This window comes from Streptomyces sp. NPDC002004, assembly GCF_053593975.1.
On sequence record NZ_JBSFDP010000023.1, the window covers coordinates 75,015 to 98,035 of the forward strand.

Below are 23,021 nucleotides of genomic sequence, written 5' to 3' on the forward strand. Positions count from 1 at the left end.
TGCCGGCCGCGGCGCTCTTCTCCGGCCGCGGCGCGCTGCGGCCACGGCCCGCCCGGCCGCCCGCCGGCCCGCGGCCGGCCGGCGACGAATCGGCGGCGCCCGGACCGCTCCTGCGGCCGTGCTCACCGCGCATCCTCATCGCACCTCCTCACGGGGTGAGGAAGGCCTGGAGCACGGGTGCGTACCGGTCCACGACGGCGGACAGGGGTTCGGCGCGCAGATGGGTGCCGCGTGCGATGCCGTACATGACGCCGAGCCCGAGAAGCATGCCGACGGCGAGCTCGGCCCTGACCCCTGCATCGGGCCCGTCGAGACGTGCGGCCAGCCGGTCGGTCACCTGGGCGCGGAAGTTGGCACGCAGGATCTCGCCCTGTTCCCCGTGCAGGGGCGCGAACACGATGCGCAGCAGCGGATCGGCTCCCTGCTCGGTCTGGCTCACCAGGACGTGCTCGGCCATGTGCCGGCCCAGCTCCTCCAGCGGTGCGGCGAGTACGGCGTCCGCATCGGCCTCGAAGGACATGACCTGCGCGAAGAGCGTGTCCTTGTTGCCGAAGTACTTCAGGATCAACGGCGCACTGACTCCGGCGCGTTCGGCCACCGCCTTCAGCGTGATGTCGGCGTGCGCGTGCCGGGCCAGCAGATGGCGGGCGGCCCGCAGGATCGCCGCCCTCGTCGCCACGGCGTCGCGGCGCGCGCCGCTCCCGCCGTCTCCCCCGCCCCCGCCCGTCCCGCCGGTCACGGTGCTCACCCCGCTCACGCTCCCTCCAGGGCCCGCTCCTGAGCGGGGCCCGCGTCCTGGTCGCCGTCGCGCCCCGGGCGCTCGGCGTCCGCGGGGACGGCGAGTGCGGCGGCGCAGGCGACGAGGGCGACGCTACCGGCCATCGCGAACGCCAGCCGGTAGCCGTGGAGCGTGGGCACCGGGGCGCCGTCGACTCGGGTGGTGTGGTGGACCAGCACGGCGGCGACGGCGGCGCTGCACACGGCCTGGCCGATGGTGCGCATGAGGACGTTGACACCGTTCGCGGACGCGGTCTGGCCGGGCGGGACGGCGCGCAGGATGAGCGTCGGCAGGGCCGAGTAGGCGAGGGTCGTGCCCGTCGAGACGACGCACGCGCCGACGACGATCACCCACAGCGCGCGGCTGTCCGCGATGCGCACGGCGTAGCCGAGTGCGATGACGACGGCGCCGACGGCGAGGGTGATCCGGGCCCCGTGCGCCGCGGAGATACGGGCCGAGACCGGTGAGAGCAGCAGCATGACGAGCCCGTTGGGCAGCAGGCACAGGCCGGTCGCCACGATGGACAGGCCGAGTCCGTAGCCGGTGGCGGCGGGTGCCTGGACGAGCTGTGCGGTGACCAGGGAGTTCGCGTAGAAGGCGAAACCGGCGAGCAGCGCGGCCACGTGCGGCAGGGCCACCCGCGGCCCGGCAGCGAGGCGCAGGTCGACGAGGGGCCGGGCGGTGCGCAGTTCCCTGCGGCACCACAGGAGCAGGACGACGAGGGCACCGGCGAACAGGCCCAGCACCCAGGGGCTGCCCCATCCCCACTGGCCGCCCTGGGAGACGGCGAGCAGCAGACACACCAATGCGGCGGCGAGTCCCAGCGCCCCGAGGACGTCGAACCGCCCGGGGGAACGCAGCGGCGACTCGCGCACGGCCCACCAGGCGAGCGCGAGGCCGGCGGCGCCGAGGGCGCTCGTCGCCCAGAACATGGTGTGCCAGTCGGCGTACTGGACGACGAGGGCGGCGAGCGGCAGCCCGAGCGCGGCTCCGACACCGACCGTGGAGCTCATCAGCGCGACGGCCGAGCCGGTGCGCTCCGGCGGCAGTTCGTCGCGCAGGATGCTGATCGACAGCGGTACGACGGCCGCTGCGGCGCCCTGCAGGGCGCGCGCGGCGATGAGGACCCGGATGTCGGAGGTCGTCGCGCACAGCACCGACCCGAGGGTCATGAGGGCCAGTGCGCTCAGCAGGACGCGGCGCTTGCCGTACATGTCGCCGGCCCGGCCGAGTACGGGGGTGAGCACGGCGCCGGTCAGGAGGGTCGCGGTGACGGTCCAGGAGACGGTGCCCGCCGATGCCCCGGTCAGCCGTGGCAGGTCCGGCAGCAGGGGCACGACGACGGTCTGCATGACGGCCATGAGGATGCCGCCGAACGCGAGGACCGGGACGGTGAGGCGTGCACGGAGGCGGGCGACGGCGGACGGAGGGGGCGCGCCGGTGGATATCGGGGCGGGCTCCATGGGCGCTCCTGCGGAAAGGGATGGGTGAATGGGAATTCACCTGGCTGGTGAATTCCCATTCACCCATCCTTCTCCGTCTCGGCGCAAGCGCGGACCCCGGGGCCCGGCCGCGCACGGGCGGGCCGGCGGCCGTGCGACGCGCACCCGGCCGGCCCTACTCGAGGCCCGTGTCCCCGTCGATCACGTGCACCGCGGCCTCCTCGGCCGATGCCGCCGCCCCGTCGATCCCGACGTCGTACGCGATGAGGTCGCCCTGCTCGTTGTCGTGCGCCCCCTCACCGGGGGCCATGAGGCGGCCCGCGCGGGCGGCGCCGCACTCCTCGTCGCGCGCTTCGCCGTCGGTGTCCCAGGTGTCCCCGATGCCGTCGCCGTCCGGCACGGTCACATCGGGAAGCTCTTCGGCGAGCCGCTGCTCGAGCGTCTCCCCGCGTGCGCCCTCGCTCGCGGTGACGCCCTGCCGCGCCACGGCCCACGGCCGGTCGGGGGGCGAGTAGCCGCGGTCGAGCGGGTCTTCGACGCCGTCCGCGACCAGGGTGTCCGACGCGTCGAGCAGCCCTTCGTCGTCCTGCACTTCGGAGCCGTCCGGCTGATAGACGTCGTCTCCTCGTGCACCGTCGCCGTTCATCGCACCTCCTCCGGTTCCGCACTTCCATCGTCCACCCGCGGGGCCTTTCCGCAACGTCTCGACGCGCATGCGAACGGTTTCCGGCCCCCGCTCCGCGCCCGCCCGCCGGTCCGGCGGCGGCGCCCCCTCCGGGCCGCACGGCCGCATCCCGGGACCGGATCAGCACAGGCCACCACTGAACCCACTTAAAGGCGCATATCATGTAAATGGGGGCAATTCTGATGGCAGGGGGCCGTCATGTGGCAGGAACTCCTGGGCGTTGCGGCAGCGGCTGCTTCGGTGGCCGCCATCTACACGGCTGCCGCGGCGCGGGTGGTCAAGCAGTACGAGCGGGGCGTCGTCTTCCGCCTCGGCCGCCTGTACGGGGGCCTGCGGGCCCCGGGGTTCACCATGGTGATCCCTCTCGTGGACCGGCTGTACAAGGTCAACATGCAGATCGTGACGATGCCCGTGCCCGCACAGGAGGGCATCACCCGCGACAACGTGACGGTCCGCGTCGACGCGGTGGTCTACTTCAAGGTCGTCCACGCCGCCGATGCGCTGATCCAGGTCGAGGACTACCGCTTCGCGGTCTCCCAGATGGCGCAGACCTCGCTGCGCTCGATCATCGGCAAGAGCGACCTCGACGACCTGCTGTCCAACCGCGAGAAGCTCAACCAGGGGCTGGAGCTGATGATCGACAGCCCCGCCATCGGCTGGGGCGTGCAGATCGACCGTGTCGAGATCAAGGACGTGTCGCTGCCGGACGCGATGAAGCGGTCCATGGCGCGTCAGGCCGAGGCCGACCGCGAACGGCGGGCCCGCCTCATCAACGCGGACGCCGAACTCCAGGCGTCCTGGAAGCTCGCCGAGGCCGCCAGGGCGATGTCGGACCAGCCGGCCGCACTCCAGCTGCGCCTGCTCCAGACGGTCGTCGCGGTCGCCGCGGAGAAGAACTCCACGCTGGTCCTGCCCTTCCCCGTGGAGCTCCTGCGGTTCCTGGAGCGGGCACAGCCCCAGGAGCACACGCACACGCACACGTACCCGGCGTCCGCGGAGGGCGTCGGCCCGGTGGAGCCCGGCGAGGACGGACGCCCGACCGTCGAACCCTCCCCCTACGAGCCCCCGTCGGCGGAACCCACCGAACACGAGCAGGCATCCGACCTCCTGCTCGATCTGCCGCTGGAGCCACCCGATCACCCCGCCCCGCGCCCGGACGGCGCGCCGAGCGGCACGGTGCCGGATTAGTCGGAGAGGGGGCGCGCGACCCCGCAGCCGGAGCGGCCGGACCGGGCCCCGGGCTCACCAGGTGACGACGAGGGTCTGCGGGCCGCGGATGAACGCCTTGCTCTGGAAGACCGTGTCCGACGGCGGACCCGCGAGCCGCAGCCCCGGGAAGCGGTCGAGCAGTCCGGCGATCATCACCTCCGACTCCATCCGGGCGAGGATCGCGCCCATGCAGTGGTGCACGCCGTGCCCGAATGAGAGGTGCGCGACGCCGGACCGGTCGAAGTCGAGGGCGTCCGGGTCCTCGAAGACCGCGGGGTCGCGGTTGGCCGTGAGGTACGAGACGTACACCGCGTCGCCCGCGCGGATCACCCGGTCACCCACCTCCACGTCCTCCAGCGCGAGGCGTGGGATGCCGACCGCGTTGCGGTGCGGGATGTGCCGGATCATCTCGTCGACGGCCTGCGGCAGCACCGAGCGGTCCGCCCGCAGCCGGGCCAGGTGCTCGGGGTGCGTGAGCAGCATGTACACCATGTTGGCGCTGTTGTAGCGGACCGCGTGGGCGCCGCTGATGACGATCGCGGTGGCCAGCGAGACGGCCTCGTCCCGGGCGATCTCCTCGTGCTCCCACGCGTGCGCGAGCACACCTGCGAGGTCGTCGGAGTCCTGGCCGAAGCGGCTCCGCAGCAGTCCGGCCACGTACGCGGTGACTTCGGCCTTGGCGGCGCGGCTGGCCTCGGCCCCGATGCCCGCGCTGAGGATCCGGTCGGGCCACACGGTGAACATGTCCCGCTCCTCGCGCGGAACGCCGAGCAGGTCGGAGACCACGGCCAGCGGCAGCGGCCCGTGCAGGGACTCCATCAGGTCCGCCGGGGGCCCCTGCTCCTCCATGGCGTCGAGCAGCTGCGCCGTCGTCCGCTCGGCCTCGGGCCGCAGCGTCTTCATGTGCCGCCCGGTGAACGCCTTGTTGACGATCTTCCGGAGCTTGGTGTGGTACGGCGGATCGGTGTAGTTGAGTCCCGCATCCGCCGCCACACGGTGCTCGGAGAGGGCCGTCACCCTGACGTCCCGCAGCGCCTCCCGGCTGAACCGGGGGTCGGAGGTGACCGCCTTGACGTCGTCGTACCGGGTCACCAGCCAGGCGTCCAGATCCCCCGCGTACGGCAGACGGATGCGCGACACCGGCTCCTCACGCAGCAGCCTGGCCAGCATCGGGTCGAACCGGAGCCCCGGCAGGTCCTCGACCTCCCAGACGTGCACGGGCGGCCGTCCGTCCCCGCCTCCCGTCGTGGACGCGGGGCGGTGCTCCGGCGTGTCCTCCGGTACGGGCCCGGTCGTGGGCTGGGACGTCATCGCTGTTCGTCTCCCGGTGCGGTCGGGCGGCCGCCGGGCGGCCGCCGGGGCCTCGGTCCACGACCGGCTTCCCGGCCCCGGGCCCTGATGGGCCCATGGGTTCCCGCCCCCGGCTCGCCGCGACGCGTCGCACGGGCCGCCGCCCCCTGAACGGCGCAGCGCCCGGGCCGAGCGGGCGACCCGCGGACCGCACGGCCGGCATGGGCCGACAGCCGGGACGGACGGGCGGCCTCCGGCGGCCGGGCGGCCTTCGCGGGGCCCGTTCTTCGCGGTCGGCCCGGCGCACGTTGACGCGATCCCGACGGCACGGTGCCGTCAGGAGCACGCGCCCCGGGTCGCACGACCGCCCCCGCCCCGCTTCCCGTCGTTGCATCGGTCCCGGTCCTCATGGGGGCGGCAGGTCCGTGACCTGCCCCTGTGGGGCCACCCGAGGCAGAGCCCGCGGACACGTGCGTGCCCCGGGGCGAAACCCGGGCCGCCGGATCACTCGGTGCTTACGCTGAGCTGACAACCCTTCGCAATGGCCGAAAACTTTCGCCGCAGGTCAGGAGCGCCCGATGTCCACCCCTGCCGACGTTCATACGAGTCGCCTGCGCGCGTGGATGCTCGAAGGCCTGTCCGACATGGCCAAGCACCACCCGGGGCCGCAGGTGGAGGCCGCCCACCGGGGCCAGCGCTGGTGGCGGGTGATGTGCCTGACCGGTGTCGACTACTTCTCGACCCTGGGCTACCAGCCGGGCATCGCCGCCCTGGCGGCCGGGCTGCTGTCACCGGTGGCGACGATCGTGCTGGTGATCGTCACCCTGGCGGGCGCGCTGCCGGTCTACCGGCGGGTCGCCGAGGAGAGCCCGCACGGCGAGGGCTCGATCTCGATGCTGGAGCGGCTGCTGTCGTTCTGGCAGGGCAAGCTGTTCGTGCTGACCCTGCTGGGATTCGCCGCCACCGACTTCCTGATCACGATCACGCTGTCCGCGGCGGACGCGGCCACGCACCTGGTGGAGAACCCCCATCTGACCAGCGTGCTGCACGACCGGCAGATGGTGATCACGCTGCTGCTGATCGCCCTGCTGGGAGCGGTGTTCCTCAAGGGCTTCCTGGAGGCGATCGGCGTCGCCGTCGCACTGGTCGGCATCTATCTGGCCCTGAACGCGGTCGTCGTGTGTGTGGGGCTGGAACACGTCATCACGGCCCCCCACGTGGTCACCGACTGGACCGCCGCCCTGACCGCCCAGCACGGCAGCGTCCTGGCCATGATCGGCGTCGCGCTGCTGGTCTTCCCCAAACTGGCGCTCGGCCTGTCCGGCTTCGAGACCGGCGTCGCGGTCATGCCGCACGTCCAGGGCGACCCCGGCGACACGGAGGAGCGGCCCACCGGGCGGATCCGCGACACCAAGAAGCTGCTCACCACCGCCGCCGTGATCATGAGCGTGTTCCTGATCACCACCAGCTTCATCACCACGCTGCTCATCCCGGCGAACGAGTTCAAGCCCGGCGGCCAGGCCAACGGGCGCGCCCTCGCCTACCTGGCCCACGAATACCTCGGCAATGCCTTCGGCACGGTCTACGACGTCTCCACCATCGCCATCCTGTGGTTCGCCGGGGCCTCCGCGATGGCCGGGCTGCTCAACCTGATGCCCCGCTATCTGCCCCGCTACGGCATGGCACCGCACTGGGCGCGCGCCGTGCGCCCCATGGTGATCGTCTTCATCCTGGTGGCGTTCCTGGTCACCTGGATCTTCGACGCCGACGTCGACGCGCAGGGCGGCGCCTACGCCACCGGCGTCCTGGTGCTGATCTCCTCGGCCGCGATCGCGGTGACCATCGCCGCCCGGCGCGCCCGGCAGCGGCGCTGGACGGTCGCCTTCGCGGTCATCGCGCTGATCTTCCTCTACACCACCGTCGCGAACGTCATCGAGCGGCCGGACGGTGTGAAGATCGGTGCCTGTTTCATCGTCGGCATCATCCTGATCTCCCTGCTGTCCCGGCTGCGCCGCGCCTTCGAGCTGCGCGTCACCCACGTCACGATGGACGACATGGCCGAGCGGTTCGTGCGCGACATCGCCAGCCGCAGGATCCGGTTCATCGCCAACGAGCCCGACCGCCGCGACAAGGCCGAGTACCGGGACAAGGTCAAGCAGATCCGGGCGGACAACGACCTCCCGCCCGAGGAGGACTTCGTCTTCGTCGAGGTCACCATCATCGACCCCTCGGAGTTCGAGGCGGGGCTGAACGTCCGCGGCGAAGTGCTGCACGAACGCTACCGGGTCCTGACCGTGGAGAGCTCCTCCATCCCGAACGCCCTGGCCGCGCTGCTGCTGCACGTCCGCGACAGCACCGGCCAGCGCCCGCACATCTACTTCGAGTGGACCGAGGGCAATCCGCTGGCCAACTTCGTGCGCTTCTTCCTGTTCGGGCAGGGAGAAGTCGCGCCGGTGACCCGTGAGGTCCTGCGCGAGGCCGAACCCGACCGGTCCCGCCGCCCCCGGGTGCACGTCGGCTGACCTCCGCGCCCGCGCAAGGATCGCGTCAAGACCCGTCAGAGGTGCGTCAGGGCCGCGCGCGGTTCCGCACCCGGCCGCATACCGTCGCAGATATGGAGCGGAGCGGAGGGAGAGCTTCCGCCGGCGACCGCCACTGGCGCGGCGCCGCGCGGTTCGCCGTCCTCTGCAGCCTGCTCTTCCTCTGCATGGCGACGTTGACCGACTGGAACGCGGGCACCCTCACCCTCCCGCGCGCGGGCATCTGGCTCGCCCTGGCGGCTCTGGTGTTCAGCGTGCTGCTGCCGCCGCGGGTGACCGCCGGGGGCGGCTGGCTCACGGTCCGCGGTCCGCTGCACGCACACCGGGTGCGCCTCGACGCGCTGGCCGGGGTGCGCCAGGACGGCGACGTCGCCGCACGCCTCGTTCTGTGGGACGTACACGGCCGGCGGCTGTGCCTCGACCCGCGGGTCCTGGTCGACAACCCGTTCCTCTGGCACGAGCTGGAGACGGGCGGCCGGCGCTCCCTCGAACGCGGCACCCTCCGGTACGGCGCCGGTCTGCTCCGGCGCCTGGGCGAGCACATGGACGGCGGCGAGGCCCGGGCGATACTGCGGGCGTCCGGGATGGAGTGAACCCGGCGGACCCGCACCGGGAGGTCCGGCCGGCGCATGCGGCGGCTCAGCGTCCCCAGGGGTCCTGTCCGCGCAGCGCGTACTCGCGCAGGGCCCGTTCCACGTACGCCACCTCGTCGTCGCACGGCGCGGGCCGTCCCGTCAGGCCCAGACCGCGTCCGGCCAGCTCGGCGAAGACCTCGCCGTGGCGGACGAACCGGGCGCGCTCGGCTGCGCCGAGCCGGCCGCCGACGGTGTCCGGGGCGTCGAGGGCGAGCAGCGGTGGCCCGGTCGCGCCGTTCACCACCAGACGGAACTTCCACCAGTCACCACCGTCGGCCGCCGACCGCCGCCGCTGCACGCACATGCCGCCGATGTGCGCCCACGGCACATGGCGGCGCCGCCACGGACGGACGACGGTGACACCCGCGTCGTCGAAGCGCACCACGAAGCGCCCGCGCAGCCCCATGTGCAGGGCGAGCGCGACCACCAACGGCGCCAGGCAGAACAGCACGGGCTCGTCGAGCAGCCCGAGCGGCAGTGCCAGGGCCGGGCCCGCGGCCACCCCCGCGGCGACCAGGACACAACCCCATTCGAGCGCGAAACGGGACTCCAGTACGGGTATGACGACGGCGCGGCGCCCCGGCTCCGCGGACGGCCTCATGCGGTATGCACCCCCGCGCTCGATCATCCCAGAGCACGGCGTCCGCGGAAGCGCGTGACGAGCCAACCCGCCGACGGGTCCCGGTCAGCCACTGACGCTCGCGGCCCCGGTCTCGATATGGCCCGTGAACCGCCGGGACCAGCCTCCGTCGATGTCCACGGTGACGGTGAAGTCGTACCAGCCGTTCTGGTAGGCGACGGCGTTGAAGTAGTCCTCGGTGGAGCCGCCCGCGGCGACGGTGTACTTCCAGGGGCCGTCGCTGCGGTAGTGGTGGGAGGTGATGGTGAACGTCGCCGCCGAACCGCCCGTGTTGGTCATCTTGAAGTAGACGGCCGTCCTGCCCGTGCCGGGCTCGGTCGCGAAACGGCTGCTCACCTCGACGGCCTTGCCCGCCTTCGTGGCGTCACCGACGAAACGGCGCAGGAAGCGGTTGGGGCCCACCATGGACAGGTCGTACTTCCCGCCGCCGTTGCCGGTCCCGATGGAGAAGTAGTCGGACGCGGTGCCGCCGGCGTCGACGGTGTACTGCCAGGGCGTGGTGTCGCGGTAGGCGTTCGGGTGGATCGAGAAGTGGACGGCGCTCCTGGCGGGACTGCCCTGGTTGGCCATGGTGAACCAGGCGAGGATCTTGCCCGCGCTGCCGAACTCGAGGTGGTCGAGGTAGCCGTTGGGCTGGTAGGGCAGTGCCCGGGCGGGCCGGGTGCCGGGCTCCTGCGCGGGCAGGGCGTTGTTCGTGGGCACCGGATTGGGCAGCGGGCCGCAGGTGCCGTACCCGATGACTCCGGTGGCGGGCAGCGACGGCACGCCGTACACGGGGTGGGCGAAGTCGAAGACGCCGGTCAGGTCACCGATCACCTTGCGCCGCCAGGCGCTGATGTTCGGGCAGGTCGCGGGCTTGCCCAGCGCGGCCGTCCAGGTCTCCAGGAAGCGCAGTACGGACGTGTGGTCGAAGACCTCGGAGGACACCCAGCCGCCCCGCGTCCACGGTGAGATGACCAGCATCGGCACCCGGAAGCCGAGCCCGTACGGGGTGCCGTTCAGGAACTCGCCCGGCGTTCCCGCGGGCGGCACCGGGGGCGGTACATGGTCGAAGTAGCCGTCGTTCTCGTCGTAGTTGAGGAAGAGGACGGTCGAGTCGAAGACCGTGGAGTCCGCGGCGAGGGCTCGGTAGACGAGATCCACGAAGTGCGCTCCGTCGCCGGGCGGGGCGTAGGGGTGCTCGGAGAACGCCTGGTTCGCGACCACCCAGGACACCTGCGGCAGCATGCCCGCGAGCACGTCCGCCTTGATGGCGGCCGCGATGTCGTCGGGCGTGGAGCCGGTGGCCTTCGGCACGGACCCCATGCCCCGGTCGTGGAGGGGGTCGCCGGGTGCCGCGTCGGTGAACTTCTTGAAGTAGGCGCAGGCGTTGTCCCCGTAGTTGTCGTCGGCGTTCTGGTAGACCTTCCAGCTCACCCCGGCCCGCTGCAGGGCCTCGGCGTAGTTCTCCCAGGTGAGCCCGGACTCGTCGCCGCCGTCGTTGCTGGAGCCGTCGACCTTGCCGCTCCACAGATAGGTGCGGTTGGGCCCGGTCGCGCTCAGCGCGGAGGAGAAGTAGGCGTCGCAGATGGTGTAGTTGTCGGCCAGCGCATAGTGGAAGGGGATGTCGGAGCGGTCCAGGTAGCCGAGTGTGCGGACGTTGCCCACGCCGAACACCCAGCTGTCGAGACGGCCCTTGTTCCATGCGCTGTGCTGCGAGAGCCACGAGTGCGGCAGATCGCCGGTGCACTGGGCGAGCGTCTCGCCGTCCGCGCCGCCCGCGGACGGCGTCGCGCTCAGCTTCCACGGGTACTGACGGCCGAGGCCGTTCGGCTGGTCGAAGACCGAGTGGCCGCCGGACAGGGTGATGCCGCTGCGGTCGTCGAAGCCGCGTACGCCCTTCAGTCTGCCGAAGTAGTGGTCGAAGCTGCGGTTCTCCTGCATCAGGATCACCACGTGCTTGACGTCCGTGAGGGAGCCGCCGGTGGCGGCCGCCGCGGGCACGGGGCGTGCGCCGGCCCCCACGGCCACGCCCGCGGTGACCCCAGCGCCCAGCGTCACGAACCCTCTTCGGCTGATCGGTGTCATCGGCCCGCCCTCGTCACGGATGTGCCCTCGTGGCACATCGAGCGCAAGGGTGCACGGGCGGCCCGCACAGGTCCACGCCCGTGCAATGAGCGGTGTGCGAACAGCCGTTGAATCATGGGATCGTGGGCGGAACGCTGACGCGGAGGCCTTGCGGAGGCCTTGCAGGGGACCTTGCGGGACTCCTTCCGGGAGGACTCAGGCATATGCCGGAAGCACCACCGAATCGTGTGTTGCCAAATCCCTTACGGGGCGTCGCCCGCTGTGCGACAGTCGTTACCGGTCCTTCCTCAGCCTTGGTCGTACCGCGCTCGTATCGGAGTACGTCATGCCGCCCCATGCCTTTGCGGACCGCCCCGCACAGCCGCCGCAGCGCGGCACGGTCGAGGCACTGATCTCGCAGACGCGCCGGCTGCTCGGCGACGTCCACGCGGTACGCAGTGAGGCGCGGCACGACGACGCCGACACCGAGGGGCGCTGGCAGCGCGCCCTCTACGACCTGGCCGTGCACCAGCTCAGCGACCTGGACGGGCACCTCGCACAACTGCGCGACGGGCTGCCCCCTTCCGCGCCGCTGGACGCGCTGCCCTCCCCCCGTCCGGCGCCGACCGGACCGCGGCCCGGTTCGCTGCTCAGCCGGGTCGGCAGCGCCGAGTGGAATCTGCTGACGGACGCCGCGAGCTGGTCCGGGGAGCTCTACGAGATCCTCGGCCGGGACCCCGCGGCTCCGCCGCTGACCCTCGACGAACTGCCCGCGCTGGTGCACGAGGACGACCGGCAGAGGCTGACGACGATGGTCACGGACTGCCTGGTCGACGGCAAACCGATCGACGGGGAGTTCCGGATCGTACGACCGGACAGCAGTGTGCGGACCGTGCACATGATGGGCGAGCCCGTGCTCGATGCCGACGGCAGCACCGCCGCGATGTGGGCGGTGCTGCGGGACGTCAGCGAGCTGCGCCGCAGCCAACGCGTGGTGAGCGAGACCCGTGACTCGCTGCAGCGCGAGCGGCACATCGCGCAGACCGAGCACCGGCTTGCGGTCGAGCTGCAGGAGGCCGTTCTGCCGCCGTGGCGCGGCTCCCTGCGGTTCCCGCACATCGGCCCCGAGACCCTGGAGCTGTCCGCCCGCCATCTGCCGTGCTCGTCCGGCGCGCCGATCGGCGGCACCTGGTTCGACGCGGTGGAACTCCCGGACGGTCAGTCCCTGTTGAGTGTCGGCGGCCTCACCGGGCACGGAGTGACCGCGGCCTCGGGCATGGCGATGCTGCTCGGCGCGGTGCGCGGCATGGCGATCGCCGGCACTGCCCCGGGCCGGCTGCTGGGCTGGCTCAACCAGCTTCTGGACGCGTCGGTGCGGCCTTCTCTGGGCAGCGCCGTGTGCTGCCGGTTCGACCCGGTGAACCGCACCCTGTCGTGGGCGCAGGCCGGACACCCCGCCCCGCTGCTGTTCCGCAACGGGGCCGGGCGCGCGCTGGCGCCTCCGGAGGGAGTGCTGCTCGGGGCGAGCTCGGGCGCGACCTATGGGCAGGCCGAGGAAGCCCTGCTGCCCGGCGACCTGTTGTTGCTCCACACCGACGGACTGGTCCCACGGTGTGCCGGAGCGGACGCCGAGCAACGGCTGCTCGCCCTCGCACCGAGGCTCGCCGACTCCTCCTCCGCCCAGGACTGCATGCGGACGGTGGTCGAGGAGTTCGGTGAGGTGGAGCGTGAGGACGACGCCTGTGTGTTGATCGCCCGGATCACGGGCTGATGGACATGCGGAGGGACATGGTGGTGACGGACACGTAGGGACGCACGCTGTGGTGCTCAGTCGGACATGACGGTGTTCCGGGCGCTTTCACGCCCGGTAGGGCTGCCCCGCCAGGGGGCCCGGCATGGGCATGCACCAGGGATTGCCCGGTGCGGGCAGGAGACCGAGGACCACTCCAACTCGGCATGGAGCGTGCTGCACAGGCCTGTTGCCGGCACAGTACCGACATCCGAGCCCGGTGCGAGGCGTGCCCCGCAAGAGCCCGCCGAGCGGCCGGCGCGGTTACGCCGGGGTGCTCCGCGGCTTCCCCACGGCCTTGGGCAGCGCGAGCATGATCTCCTCGCGCAGGTCCTCGATCTTGGGGTAGCCCGCATACTGCGCGGTCAGCCGGTACATCTCACGGAGCCGGTCCCAGGTGCGCTGCGATGAGTTGGAGCCCATCGACACCAGGGCCAGGCGTGCGTAACGGTCGGCTTGTTCGGGGTCGTCGGCGATGAAGCACGCCGAGGCGAGCGAGATGTAGTCGAAGATCCGTGATCGGTCCCGGCCCCCGGCACGCAGCGCCAGGGCCTCCTTGGCATGCCGCTGGGCCGTGTTGGCGGCGCCCGCTTCGTGTTCGGCGAGGGTGCGGTAGGCGAGGGCCTGCATACCGTGCAGGTCCGCCTCGTCGAACATCTGCATCCAACTGGGCGGTGGCACATCGCCCTTGTCGGAGACGAAGAGTTCCTCGGCCGCGCCGAGGGTGCGCCGCATGGCCTGCCCGTGTCCCATCGACGCCTGTGCCCAGGCCTCGATGGTGTAGAGCATCGCCCGGGTACGGGGCAGGGTCTGGTCGCCGGATCCGGACTTGGCGAGCTTCATCAGGTCCAACGCGTCGTCGGGGCGGCCCAGGTGCACCATCTGGCGGGCGGCCCGTGAAAGGGCCTCCCCGGCGCGGGGCCGGTCCCCGCCCTCACGGGCGGCATGGGCGGCGATCACGAAGTACTTCTGGGCAGTGGGTTCGAGGCCGACGTCGTGCGACATCCAGCCGGCGAGTACGGCGAGGTTGGCGGCGACGCCCCAGAGGCGCCGCTGCAGATGGTCGGGGTGTCGGTAGGCAAGGATGCCGCCCACTTCATTGAGCTGGCCCACCACCGCCTTGCGCTGCAGCCCGCCGCCGCGGGATGCGTCCCAGGCCCGGAACACCTCGACCGAACGCTCCAGCTCCTCGATCTCCTGCGACCCGATGGGAGCGGCCTCGTAGCGGTCGTACCCGGCGGCGTCGGCGTGCAGGGGATCGTCGGTGCGGGGGGCGTCGGCCACGAGGGCCGGATCGGTGTGGAGCCAGTCGTACATGGCGCTGCTGAGTGCGGATCCTGCGGCGAGCGCGGCACCCGCGCCCACCAAGCCGCGTCGGTTGAGCATGAGGTCCATTCCCGTGAATTCGGTGAGGACCGCCGCGGTCCGCTCGGGCGCCCACGGCACTCCGTCGGGATGCTCGATGATCCCGGCGTCACGCCGTTTACCCACGCGCCCGTGCCGGACCAGACCGAGGTCCTCGATGGTCACGACACGGCCGAGTCGCTCGGTGAACAGCGCCGCCAACACCCTCGGCACCGGATCGCGGGGGATCTCCCCCATGTCGATCCAACGCCGCACCCGCGAGGTGTCGGTCGCCAGCTGGGGGTGGCCCATGGCCGCCGCCTGCCGGTTCACCAGCCTCGCGAGCTCGCCCTTCGACCAGCCGGCCAGGCCGAACAGGTCCGCCAGGCGAGTGTTGGGTTGTCCGCTCACGTCAAGCCCCCAGGTTCTCGGCTGAGTTGACAGTAACCCCCTGTCAGTTGCTGAGCGACTATTCGCCAGGGTTCGCCAGGGTGCGCCAGATGGTGTGCCAGTGGGCACCGGGTGTCAGGTAGGAAAGCGCCACCCCGACCCGGCTGCCGCAGGGACTCTCCCCAGGGTGTACCCGGGCGGCCGGGGCGGGCACGCACGTAATTCGCAGGCACACGAAGGGATCTGTACCGCCCATGTACACAGCATCGTCTTCCGTGTCCGCCCCGCCCCGGCCGCTGCACCCCTTTGCGCCCGCGCACACCCCGGCGTCGCGGAACCGTGAGGTACCGCCCGTCAGCGGCCCCTACCTCGACCCAACCCGTCCGGGAGCGGCCGCGCTCGCCGGTGGCCGGACGCGACGCGTTCCGGGACTCGGCACCCAACCGCTCAGCGGGAGAATCGACTTGTCCGGCCCCCAGGGCGCGCAGCTGCGCACGGCGATCGCCGCGGTGCACCGCATCTGTCCGGAGTTCAGCCCGGTGCAGGTGCTCCGCCGCAGCGGACGCTCGGTGCTGCTGGTCGGCACGACAGGGCGCAGCACGGCCGTCGCCAAGTGCTTACTCGACCATTCGCCGGTGTGGGCGGAGCGCATCCGGCACGAAATAGCGACATACCGTTCGTTCGTCCGGCATCGGCCGCCCGTGCGGGTGCCGCGGCTCATCGCCGCGGATCCCGACCGGTGCACGCTGGTGATCGAGCGGATGCCGGGCCGGGTGGCCGCACTGCAGCGGCACCCGGTCGAGGCCACTCCGCGTGCGGACGTACGGGCGGCGCTGGCCGCGGTGTGCCGGCTCAACCAGTGGCAGCCGCCGCAGGGCACGTTCGGCAGACCGCTGGACTACGGGGCGCGGATCGCGCGCTACCACGAGCTGGGTCTGCTCACCGACCGGGACATGGGCGATCTGCAGAAGCTGTGGCACGGCATCGCTCAGTCGGCGAGCCGTCAGGGCCTGTGGCAGTTCTGCCATGGCGACGCGCTGCTGTCGAACATGCTGTTGTCACCGGCAGGTCCGGTGCTGGTGGACTGGGAGCATGCGGGCTGGTATCTGCCCGGGTACGACCTGGCGACCCTCTGGGCGGTGCTCGGCGAGGCCCCGATGGCGCGCCGGCAGATCAGCCAGTTGGCGCAGGCCGCGGGGCCGGCTGCCCGGGATGCGTTCCTGGTCAACCTGATGCTGGTACTGACGCGTGAGATCCGCACGTACGAGACGGCCGTACAGCGTGCGATCCACGACGGGCCCCCCGCGGCACCGGGCCAGACCCCTCCGGGAGCTGCGCCGTCCGGCGAGGAGCAGCGGCTGTTGCTGCGGCGGCTGCACGACGACTGCAACATGGCCCGCAGGGCGGTCCGTGCCGCCGTCGGCACGCGCTGAAGGGGACGAAGGCCCGCGATGCGCCCGGCACGACCGGGGCGCACCGCGGGCCTTCGTCATGGCCACGTTCTCCCGAAGCTGCCGCGGAGTGACAAGTAACTCAGCGTGTCGTCAGGGACCTGGCCTCTGTACGGGGTTCAGGAACCTCGCTGCCAGTGATGGCAGCAAAGTCGGCGAGGGTCTGGGCGACGGCTTCGGGGTACGCCTCGCATTTGGCGTGCTCGGCGAGCGCCCGGTAGATGCTGGCGACCGAGGGGTTCTGACCCTTGCGCTTACCGGTGGGGACGATGAGGGTCGGGCCGGATCCGCTCGACGGACTCCCCGAGCGCCCGGCACCGCAGCACGGGGTGCAGCACGTCCTCGGTGATGACCGGCAGCCGGCCGCCGTGCTTGCCCTTGCGGGCCGCGGCGTCGAGCCCCTCCAGCCTGGACTCCCTGCTGTTCTCCCGCCCAGTCTCCGCCATCGCCAATAAGTAGGCGAACAGCAGCCTGCCGTGCCCGCTGGGGTCGTACATCCCCGCGAGGGGACCGGCGAGCATCACCAACACCAAGCCGTGGGCGGAGAGGTGGTAGGCCAGCGCGGTGAGCTCGGCGGCGTCGCGACCGAGGCGCTTCATGTCGTTCACCGTGAGGATCACCGATGGGGTGTTCGAGGACGCCGGACGTCGGCGCCTGGGCTGCGGCGAACGGCTGCGACCGGGGGTACGGTCCGATGCCCTGTACTGCTCGGCAGCGTGTCGTGCCAGGCAGTGGCGGGATGACCGTCAGCTGAAGCAGCGCCTGGCGGCCGTTCAGCGGGGCGCGGCCCGGGACGGCCCGCTCGCGTCGTCCCGGGCCCGCCGGACCCCACAGTTCTCTGTCCTACTATCCCGCGCATGACTGTGACGACCTCGGGAGCGAACGCCCGACAGCCCCGTGCCCGGATCCTCCTCGTCGAGGACGACGAGCCGATGGCCGAGCTGTTGGAGGCGTCGCTGCGGCACGAGGGGTACGACACCGTCACCATCAGCAGTGCCCGTGACTGCCTGTCCGCCGGCCCCACTCCCGACTGTGATCTGCTGATCCTCGACGTCAACCTGCCCGACCTCGACGGGTTCGAGGTGTGCGGGCGGCTGCGCAGCGCCGGCTGCGAGCTGCCGGTCATCTTCCTCACCGCCCGGGACAGCCGGGCCGACCTGCGCGCAGGGTTCGCCCGGGGCTGCGACGACTATCTGACGAAGCCCTTCAGCCTGGAGGAGCTGACCCTCAGGATCGCCGCCGTACTGCGCCGCAGTGGGCGGACCGACCAGGTGGACCGGCCGTTGCAGATCACCGACCTCGTGCTCGACGACCGGGCCCACCGGGTGACCCGGGGCGGCCGGGAGGTCGTCCTGTCCCCCACCGAGTACCGGATCCTGCGCTACCTGCTCCAGGGGCGTGGCCGGGTGCTGTCGAAGGCGCAGATCATCGAGGCCGTCTGGGGGCACATCGAGGTCGGCCGCGGCGACGGCAACCTGGTGGAGGCGCACATCAGCCAGCTGCGCAGAAAGGTGGACGCGCACGGTCCGGCCCTGATCCACACGGTGCGCGGATTCGGCTATGTGCTGCGGTCGGAGCGGTGAGGCATGCGGCTGCGCGCGCGTCTGGCCCTCCTGGTGGCCGTGCTGCTCACCGGGTCGGTGGCGGTCCTGGGCGGCGGCACCCTGTGGTGGACCCGGTCGAACCTCTTCGCCGAGGCCGACGCACGGCTCCTGCGCGCCCGCGCCCAGCCGCAGTCGGCACAGCCGGGTCAATCGGCGCAGTCCGCGGTCCGGCCGGGCGGGGACCAGTCTCCGGCCCGGCAGGTCGCCCTGCTGCGCTTCGGCCAGCGGGGGCGCCTCGAGGAGGCCGTGCCCTCGGAGCTGACCGGGGGCCCGGATCCGCTGCCGGACGTCTCCTGGAAGACCGCGCTGTCCGGCGGCCCGGACGGCCGTATCAGGAGCGCCGGGAGCGTGGACGGGACGCTGGAGTACCACTGGACCGCGGTCCACCGGCCCGACGGCGGCGTGACCGTCTTCGCCGTCTCGCTGGCGGAGGCGGCCCGGACGACCGACCTGCTGCTGTGGAGCCTGCTGCTCGGCGGCGGCGCCGTCGTGGCGCTCGGCGGCGGCGTCGGCTGGTGGGTGGTACGGCGGCAACTGCGGCCCCTGGACGACCTGGTTGACGCCACGGAGGCGGTGGCTGCCGGTGACCTGACGCGCCGTACCCGGCCCCGCGCCACCCGCGACGAGGTCGGACGGCTGACCACGGGGTTCGACCACATGCTCGTCCAGCTCGACGCCTCCCTCGCCGCTCGCGAGGCCGCCCGGCTCAGGCTGGAGCAGTTCGTGGCCGACGCCTCCCACGAACTGCGTACGCCCCTGGCGCTCATCCGCGGCTACGCCGAGCTCCATGGCCGCGGCGGGCTGCCGCCCGGCCCGCTGCTCGAACGGGCGATGTCCCGGATCGCCGCGGAGACGGAGCGGATGACCGGCCTGGTGGAGGATCTGCTCCTCCTCGCACGCCTCGACCACGATGCCGCGGATGTGGACACGGATGTGGACACGGATGTGGAGGTGGCCGACGCCCTCCGGGGCGCGGTCGAGGAACACCGCGCCATCGGCCCCGGCCACCCCGTCGAACTGGACCTCGCGACCGGCCCGGCCGTCTCCGTCCGCGCGAACGCACTGCGGCTGCGGCAGGTGATCGGGAATCTGCTGGCGAACGTCCGCAACCACACGCCGCCCGGCACCGTCACCCGGATCACCGCCGAGGCGGTCGGGCCGGTGGTCGAGATCCGGGTGATCGACAACGGCCCCGGGATCGCGGCCGCCGACCGCCCGTACGTCTTCGAGCGTTTCTTCCGCCCCGACGGTTCCCGGGCGCGCACGCGGTCCGGAACGGGATCAGGTCTCGGGCTGGCCATCGTGGCGGCGCTGGTGAGCAGCTGCGACGGGACGGTGACTGCGCTGGAGAGCCCTGGCGGCGGCGCCACCTTCCTGGTGCGCCTGCCCCGGCCGCCGGCGTCGGGCGGAGCGCGTGTGTTTTCAGCCGATCTTCAGGAGGGCCTCAGCGGTTCGCGCCCCTGAGACTGCCAGCGTTCTCGCTCGACGGACCGGCAAGGCCCGGGGCCGCTTCGGCCGTGGGTGCGAGTCCCACCCGTCATCACCCTCCCGAGCAAAGGAACGACCGTGACAGCGAGATCTGTGAAATCTGGAAGGTTCGCGCTGCGAGGGCTGGCCATGGCGGGCGGTACGGTGCTGCTGGCGGCCTGCGCGTCCACAGTCCCCTCCTCCCCTGGACAGCAGTCCTCGCCCGGGCAGTCCGTGAGCCCGGCGCCGTCGGTAGCCGACGGAGGCGTCCCCTCGTCCTGGTCGGGGGTCACCGACCCCACGAAGATCCCCCTCGGCGACGACAAGGTCTCGACCGCTCCGCAGACTGGGCACATCTACTCGTGTCAGACCTCCTTCCGCCCCGGCGGGGCACGCCACGACGGCCCCTGGATGGACACGGCGAACAAGACGTGGGACTCCACCTCGAAGGTGCAGGTGCAGGGCGAGCGCAGCTGGCCGGACGCCGAGTACGACGAGAGCGTCCGGGGCGACTCCCGGGTCATCACCTCCAAGGACCTGCCGACGCACCAGAGCACCGGCACCTTCCCCATCCAGCAGTCCGACCCGGCCTACCAGTACGACACCAACCCGAATGCCATCGCGGCGAAGACCGTCAACCTCGCCCTGCCGCTCAACCCGAGCCTCGCCGACAACGCCGGCTGCCTCTCCATGGGAGCCATCGGCATCCTCAAGAACGGCGTCTACCTCTACAACGCCCTCGACGACGCGGGACGGGACGCAGCGGCCCACGAGACCCAGGACATGTGCGACGGACATCCCGACGGTGCGGAGGACTACCACTACCACGACATTCCGTCCTGTCTGCTCTCCGCGGCGACGGAAAAGGGCTCGACCCTCGTGGGGTACGCCCTGGACGGCTTCGGCATCTACGTGGAGCGGGACGACAAGGGCAACCTCCCCACCAACACCGACCTCGACGGCTGCCACGGGCGCACCAGCAAGGTGATGTGGAACGGCGAGGAGACGACGATGTACCACTACAGCGCCACCCTGGAATTCCCCTACACCGTGGGCTGTTACCGCGGCATACCGATCGAGGCCCCGGCACATGACCGCACCGGGGGCAACCGCAAGGGCGCCGGCGAGGGGCAGGGCCGGGGTAAGCGGCAGGGGCCGGGACAGGGGCAGCGCCAAGGGCAGGGGCAGCGCCCGGCCCAGGGCGCGGGCCACGGGCAGGGATAGGCCAACAACCGTCCACGGCAACCGTGTTGATTCCGTGGCCGTAGGGACGGCCTGATGTCGGGACACGGGGACACAAAGCAGCGGACCGTTCGCGCGCAACGGGCGGTCCGCTGCCTGATGTGCCCCAACGCCCGGAGTCACCCCTTTGTCCTCACCGGAACCAGCAACGCTGTCCGTTGCCCTGGTCGGCGCCGGCCCACGCGGCACCAGCGTCCTCGAGGGCCTCGGCCAAACACTGGATGGCGTCCTCCAATGCCTGGCCAGCCGCTGCTCACTGGCGATGAGCTGCGCTCTGGCCTCCTGCACCAGTCTCCTGGTGTCTGCGAAGCCTGCCGCGAGAATCGCCGCCGTCGCTGCCGTGATGACGGCCGCGTAGTCATCGCTCATGGCCGAGCTCAGGAGTGCATGTGCTGCAGGGCTCTCATCGCGCTGTCGAGGACCTCGTCGTCGGATGCCCGGGCGAGTCGGTGGGCCTGGTCGCCGCCGTTGAGGCCGAGGAGTACAGGCTTGCCGAAGGCCTTGTATCCGTTGACCCACCAGGACCACAGGTTGGGGTTCTTGGGGTCGAACCATTCGATGACGTCGACGTCTTTGTCCCAGAAGGGCTTGGGGAATTCGAGCCACAGTTTGTCGAGAAGACCGGCTCCCAGCACTTTGATGGCCTCCTGTTTGGCGTCGGACAGGGCCGGCTCAAAGTCGATGGTTGCGGCCTTGAGTACGCCGATCGGAACGGTGATCACCGCGCGATCGGCCTGCATGGTGGTGCCGTCCCGCAGGGTCACCGTCACTCCGTCCCCGCCGTACTGAATGCCGGTGACGACGTGTCGTATACGCACCGAGATACTGCCGCGGACGTGTGCGACGATGCGGTCGTAGCCGCGCGGCAGTAGAAGATCAGGGCCCTTCAGGTCTCGGCCCTCGATGGTGGCCATCACCGAGAGCTGACGGGGCTCGGCGGCGTATTCCAGGGGATAGTTGATGCCCAGGGCAGTGCGCAGCGCGGCGGAGGGATTGCGTGGCATCACTGAGGCGACGGTGGCTTCATTCGGGTCCTCCACATCCTCCAACTTCGCCTCATAGCGAGCGAGCTCGCGCATCGCCTGTTCGTCCTCACCGGTGACGTTGTCGTAGTCGAAGGTGTAACTCGGGTCTCCTGTTTCCTTCAGGACGCGGGTCATGACGTTGCCCGAGGAGCCGTGGATCCAGGAGGCCCCCATCTCCGCCGGGACTCCGGCGATGTGCTGGGTCCAGATCCGCCCGCCGATGCGGTCGCGCCCTTCGAGAACCGTCACCTGGTAGTCCTCGTCGACAAGCGCGCGAGCGCAGCCGAGTCCGGCGAACCCGGACCCGATGACCACGATGTGCTCGCCCTCCTCGGCCGCGTCGATGACTTGCCTGGCCGCGCGCCGTCCGCTCTCCAGGGCGCCATGGGCTGTGGAGGGCGCCTCGGAGGACGTCGCCTCCCCGGCGAAGTACAGGCGGTCTCCCACCGGCGCGGCCAGCAGTGTGCGTGCCCGCGCACCCAGGCTGCTGGGCGCGAGGTAGGAGTAGGAGCAGCGGGCGAAGGGGTCGATGGACCAGGACGTTCGCAGGTATGCCACCGGTTCCCGGACTGCGGGGTTGCCGCGTCCTGGCGCTGTGCTCGGCTTGCAGGAAGCCGCCGTTCCGGTGACGGCCATGGCGAGAGCCGAGCCGAGCAGCCTGCGGCGCCCGATTTCGTTCGGTGACTTCATGCGAAGGAATCCTGTCCAGGCGAGCAGTATGGGAAAGTCGCCTGCAAGACGAGAGCATGACAGTCATGGTTGCGCAACTGCGGTTGCTTCCCGGCCGGTGGCGGCGAGGACGATCTCCCGCAGGTTGACGTTCTGAGGTTGGCGGTAGGCGTAGTGGATGGCCTCGACTCCGATCTGGGGATCGAGTGCGCCGCCGGAGTGCGCTGTCACGCGCCGCAACGCCCCTCCTCGCCCTTGCCCAGGCCTTCCCCGGCCCGGTGCCTCACCCCGGTCAGCGATCCAACCGCCCGCCAGCGATGCCGGGGTACGGGGCTTCAGGATGCCGACCCGGCCGCACCCTCCGCCGCCGGTTCGGGAGTCTGCGTAGCGGGCGCGGTGCGACGGCCGGGCACCATGGACGCCGCGGCGGCGAGGTCCAGGTGGGAGTTCATGTCCAGCTCGAACCGGCCGTAGGGGTTCACGTGAGTCCAGAGCGGTGGGGACAGGGCCCGCCGGTCGGCGTCGGTGAGCCGCTTCTGCCACTTCTCCTCGCCCAGGATGTCCTGGAGGAGCAGACAGAGAGCTACTTCTCGCTTCGTGGCAGCTTCGGGGGAACAGGGCCGCCATGTGCGGCGCATCCTCCGTTGGGCCGACCGTGTGCCAAGTGGAGGGATTTTCGGGGGTCATTGGTCCATTCCACTGACGCGTCGCAGGCGGTTGCACCTCCGCCGCGAAACCTCGCCCGTACGCTGGCTGACGTGCGCATTCCCTCTGC

Annotated in this window: 19 protein-coding genes; 8 read left to right on the forward strand and 11 right to left on the reverse strand. The window is 71.5% G+C overall.

Translation table 11 applies throughout. The features are described from left to right. Positions 1 to 148 precede the first annotated feature (148 nt). The 3 genes from ACWCP6_RS26845 to ACWCP6_RS26855 all read right to left on the reverse strand — a co-directional run bounded on the left by ACWCP6_RS26845 (position 149) and on the right by ACWCP6_RS26855 (position 2,866). Entirely contained in the window at positions 149 to 748 is a 600-nt protein-coding gene (locus ACWCP6_RS26845; protein ID WP_450935126.1) for a TetR/AcrR family transcriptional regulator, read from the reverse strand. A gap of 5 nt (positions 749 to 753) precedes the next feature. Then, complete coding sequence (locus ACWCP6_RS26850; protein WP_450935127.1) at positions 754 to 2,241, reverse strand: MFS transporter; 1,488 nt, start codon at positions 2,239 to 2,241, stop codon at positions 754 to 756. Positions 2,242 to 2,395: 154 nt separating this feature from the next. Beyond that, positions 2,396 to 2,866 carry a DUF5709 domain-containing protein gene (locus ACWCP6_RS26855; RefSeq protein WP_450935128.1) on the reverse strand — a complete coding sequence of 157 codons (471 nt, stop codon included), beginning with the start codon at positions 2,864 to 2,866 and terminating at the stop codon, positions 2,396 to 2,398. A 237-nt stretch (positions 2,867 to 3,103) separates the two neighbouring features. On the opposite strand from ACWCP6_RS26855, the gene ACWCP6_RS26860 reads away from it, so the two are divergent. Further along, positions 3,104 to 4,093 carry a slipin family protein gene (locus ACWCP6_RS26860; protein ID WP_450935129.1) on the forward strand — a complete coding sequence of 330 codons (990 nt, stop codon included), beginning with the start codon at positions 3,104 to 3,106 and terminating at the stop codon, positions 4,091 to 4,093. A gap of 54 nt (positions 4,094 to 4,147) precedes the next feature. Here ACWCP6_RS26860 and ACWCP6_RS26865 read toward each other — a convergent pair whose 3' ends face one another. Next, positions 4,148 to 5,425: a cytochrome P450 gene (locus ACWCP6_RS26865; RefSeq protein ID WP_450935130.1), complete on the reverse strand. Its 1,278-nt coding sequence runs from the start codon at positions 5,423 to 5,425 to the stop codon at positions 4,148 to 4,150. 557 nt (positions 5,426 to 5,982) lie between these two features. Between ACWCP6_RS26865 and ACWCP6_RS26870 the strand changes: the two genes are divergently transcribed. Both ACWCP6_RS26870 and ACWCP6_RS26875 read left to right on the forward strand, forming a co-directional pair. Further along, positions 5,983 to 7,926 (forward strand): amino acid transporter, encoded by a 1,944-nt coding sequence (locus ACWCP6_RS26870; RefSeq protein WP_450935131.1) that lies wholly within the window; start codon positions 5,983 to 5,985, stop codon positions 7,924 to 7,926. A 92-nt stretch (positions 7,927 to 8,018) separates the two neighbouring features. Next, the gene (locus ACWCP6_RS26875) at positions 8,019 to 8,537 is read left to right on the forward strand and encodes a hypothetical protein (protein WP_450935132.1); all 519 of its coding nucleotides are present in this window, start codon (positions 8,019 to 8,021) and stop codon (positions 8,535 to 8,537) included. 46 nt (positions 8,538 to 8,583) lie between these two features. Here ACWCP6_RS26875 and ACWCP6_RS26880 read toward each other — a convergent pair whose 3' ends face one another. Then, positions 8,584 to 9,180: a hypothetical protein gene (locus ACWCP6_RS26880; RefSeq protein WP_450935133.1), complete on the reverse strand. Its 597-nt coding sequence runs from the start codon at positions 9,178 to 9,180 to the stop codon at positions 8,584 to 8,586. An 84-nt stretch (positions 9,181 to 9,264) separates the two neighbouring features. Next, positions 9,265 to 11,286 (reverse strand): phosphocholine-specific phospholipase C, encoded by a 2,022-nt coding sequence (locus ACWCP6_RS26885; protein WP_450935134.1) that lies wholly within the window; start codon positions 11,284 to 11,286, stop codon positions 9,265 to 9,267. Positions 11,287 to 11,611: 325 nt separating this feature from the next. Here ACWCP6_RS26885 and ACWCP6_RS26890 point away from each other — a divergent pair, with 325 nt between their 5' ends. Further along, positions 11,612 to 13,036 (forward strand): PP2C family protein-serine/threonine phosphatase, encoded by a 1,425-nt coding sequence (locus tag ACWCP6_RS26890; RefSeq protein ID WP_450935135.1) that lies wholly within the window; start codon positions 11,612 to 11,614, stop codon positions 13,034 to 13,036. 282 nt (positions 13,037 to 13,318) lie between these two features. Here ACWCP6_RS26890 and ACWCP6_RS26895 read toward each other — a convergent pair whose 3' ends face one another. Next, positions 13,319 to 14,809, reverse strand: a complete 1,491-nt coding sequence (locus ACWCP6_RS26895; RefSeq protein ID WP_450935136.1) for a DNA-binding protein NsdB — start codon at positions 14,807 to 14,809, stop codon at positions 13,319 to 13,321. Between the two features lie 233 nt (positions 14,810 to 15,042). Between ACWCP6_RS26895 and ACWCP6_RS26900 the strand changes: the two genes are divergently transcribed. Then, entirely contained in the window at positions 15,043 to 16,221 is a 1,179-nt protein-coding gene (locus tag ACWCP6_RS26900; RefSeq protein ID WP_450935137.1) for an aminoglycoside phosphotransferase family protein, read from the forward strand. 272 nt (positions 16,222 to 16,493) lie between these two features. Here the strand turns inward: ACWCP6_RS26900 and ACWCP6_RS26905 are convergent, their stop codons facing one another. Further along, positions 16,494 to 16,838 carry a recombinase family protein gene (locus ACWCP6_RS26905; protein ID WP_450935138.1) on the reverse strand — a complete coding sequence of 115 codons (345 nt, stop codon included), beginning with the start codon at positions 16,836 to 16,838 and terminating at the stop codon, positions 16,494 to 16,496. Between the two features lie 258 nt (positions 16,839 to 17,096). On the opposite strand from ACWCP6_RS26905, the gene ACWCP6_RS26910 reads away from it, so the two are divergent. The 3 genes from ACWCP6_RS26910 to ACWCP6_RS26920 all read left to right on the forward strand — a co-directional run bounded on the left by ACWCP6_RS26910 (position 17,097) and on the right by ACWCP6_RS26920 (position 20,534). Further along, a complete protein-coding gene (locus ACWCP6_RS26910; RefSeq protein WP_450935139.1) occupies positions 17,097 to 17,822 on the forward strand; it encodes a response regulator transcription factor in 726 nt (241 codons plus the stop codon). Positions 17,823 to 17,825: 3 nt separating this feature from the next. After that, complete coding sequence (locus tag ACWCP6_RS26915; protein ID WP_450935140.1) at positions 17,826 to 19,307, forward strand: sensor histidine kinase; 1,482 nt, start codon at positions 17,826 to 17,828, stop codon at positions 19,305 to 19,307. A 102-nt stretch (positions 19,308 to 19,409) separates the two neighbouring features. Then, positions 19,410 to 20,534 (forward strand): YHYH protein, encoded by a 1,125-nt coding sequence (locus ACWCP6_RS26920; RefSeq protein ID WP_450935141.1) that lies wholly within the window; start codon positions 19,410 to 19,412, stop codon positions 20,532 to 20,534. 395 nt (positions 20,535 to 20,929) lie between these two features. Here ACWCP6_RS26920 and ACWCP6_RS26925 read toward each other — a convergent pair whose 3' ends face one another. The 3 genes from ACWCP6_RS26925 to ACWCP6_RS26935 all read right to left on the reverse strand — a co-directional run bounded on the left by ACWCP6_RS26925 (position 20,930) and on the right by ACWCP6_RS26935 (position 22,884). Further along, the gene (locus tag ACWCP6_RS26925; protein WP_450935142.1) at positions 20,930 to 22,267 is read right to left on the reverse strand and encodes an FAD-dependent oxidoreductase; all 1,338 of its coding nucleotides are present in this window, start codon (positions 22,265 to 22,267) and stop codon (positions 20,930 to 20,932) included. Between the two features lie 63 nt (positions 22,268 to 22,330). Continuing rightward, positions 22,331 to 22,477, reverse strand: a complete 147-nt coding sequence (locus ACWCP6_RS26930) for a hypothetical protein (protein ID WP_450935143.1) — start codon at positions 22,475 to 22,477, stop codon at positions 22,331 to 22,333. Between the two features lie 104 nt (positions 22,478 to 22,581). Continuing rightward, positions 22,582 to 22,884 carry a hypothetical protein gene (locus ACWCP6_RS26935; protein WP_450935144.1) on the reverse strand — a complete coding sequence of 101 codons (303 nt, stop codon included), beginning with the start codon at positions 22,882 to 22,884 and terminating at the stop codon, positions 22,582 to 22,584. Positions 22,885 to 23,021 lie beyond the last annotated feature (137 nt).

Bases quoted from the DNA above. Each gene is read 5' to 3' on its own strand.
- ACWCP6_RS26885 (WP_450935134.1), bottom strand. From the start codon at position 11,286: ATGACACCGATCAGCCGAAGAGGGTTCGTGACGCTGGGCGCTGGGGTC.
- ACWCP6_RS26860 (WP_450935129.1), top strand. From the start codon at position 3,104: ATGTGGCAGGAACTCCTGGGCGTTGCGGCAGCGGCTGCTTCGGTGGCC.
- ACWCP6_RS26900 (WP_450935137.1), top strand. From the start codon at position 15,043: ATGTACACAGCATCGTCTTCCGTGTCCGCCCCGCCCCGGCCGCTGCAC.
- ACWCP6_RS26905 (WP_450935138.1), bottom strand. From the start codon at position 16,838: ATGAAGCGCCTCGGTCGCGACGCCGCCGAGCTCACCGCGCTGGCCTAC.
- ACWCP6_RS26870 (WP_450935131.1), top strand. From the start codon at position 5,983: ATGTCCACCCCTGCCGACGTTCATACGAGTCGCCTGCGCGCGTGGATG.
- ACWCP6_RS26915 (WP_450935140.1), top strand. From the start codon at position 17,826: ATGCGGCTGCGCGCGCGTCTGGCCCTCCTGGTGGCCGTGCTGCTCACC.
- ACWCP6_RS26865 (WP_450935130.1), bottom strand. From the start codon at position 5,425: ATGACGTCCCAGCCCACGACCGGGCCCGTACCGGAGGACACGCCGGAG.
- ACWCP6_RS26875 (WP_450935132.1), top strand. From the start codon at position 8,019: ATGGAGCGGAGCGGAGGGAGAGCTTCCGCCGGCGACCGCCACTGGCGC.
- ACWCP6_RS26925 (WP_450935142.1), bottom strand. From the start codon at position 22,267: ATGAAGTCACCGAACGAAATCGGGCGCCGCAGGCTGCTCGGCTCGGCT.
- ACWCP6_RS26880 (WP_450935133.1), bottom strand. From the start codon at position 9,180: ATGAGGCCGTCCGCGGAGCCGGGGCGCCGCGCCGTCGTCATACCCGTA.
- ACWCP6_RS26855 (WP_450935128.1), bottom strand. From the start codon at position 2,866: ATGAACGGCGACGGTGCACGAGGAGACGACGTCTATCAGCCGGACGGC.
- ACWCP6_RS26890 (WP_450935135.1), top strand. From the start codon at position 11,612: ATGCCGCCCCATGCCTTTGCGGACCGCCCCGCACAGCCGCCGCAGCGC.
- ACWCP6_RS26910 (WP_450935139.1), top strand. From the start codon at position 17,097: ATGACTGTGACGACCTCGGGAGCGAACGCCCGACAGCCCCGTGCCCGG.
- ACWCP6_RS26935 (WP_450935144.1), bottom strand. From the start codon at position 22,884: ATGCGCCGCACATGGCGGCCCTGTTCCCCCGAAGCTGCCACGAAGCGA.
- ACWCP6_RS26850 (WP_450935127.1), bottom strand. From the start codon at position 2,241: ATGGAGCCCGCCCCGATATCCACCGGCGCGCCCCCTCCGTCCGCCGTC.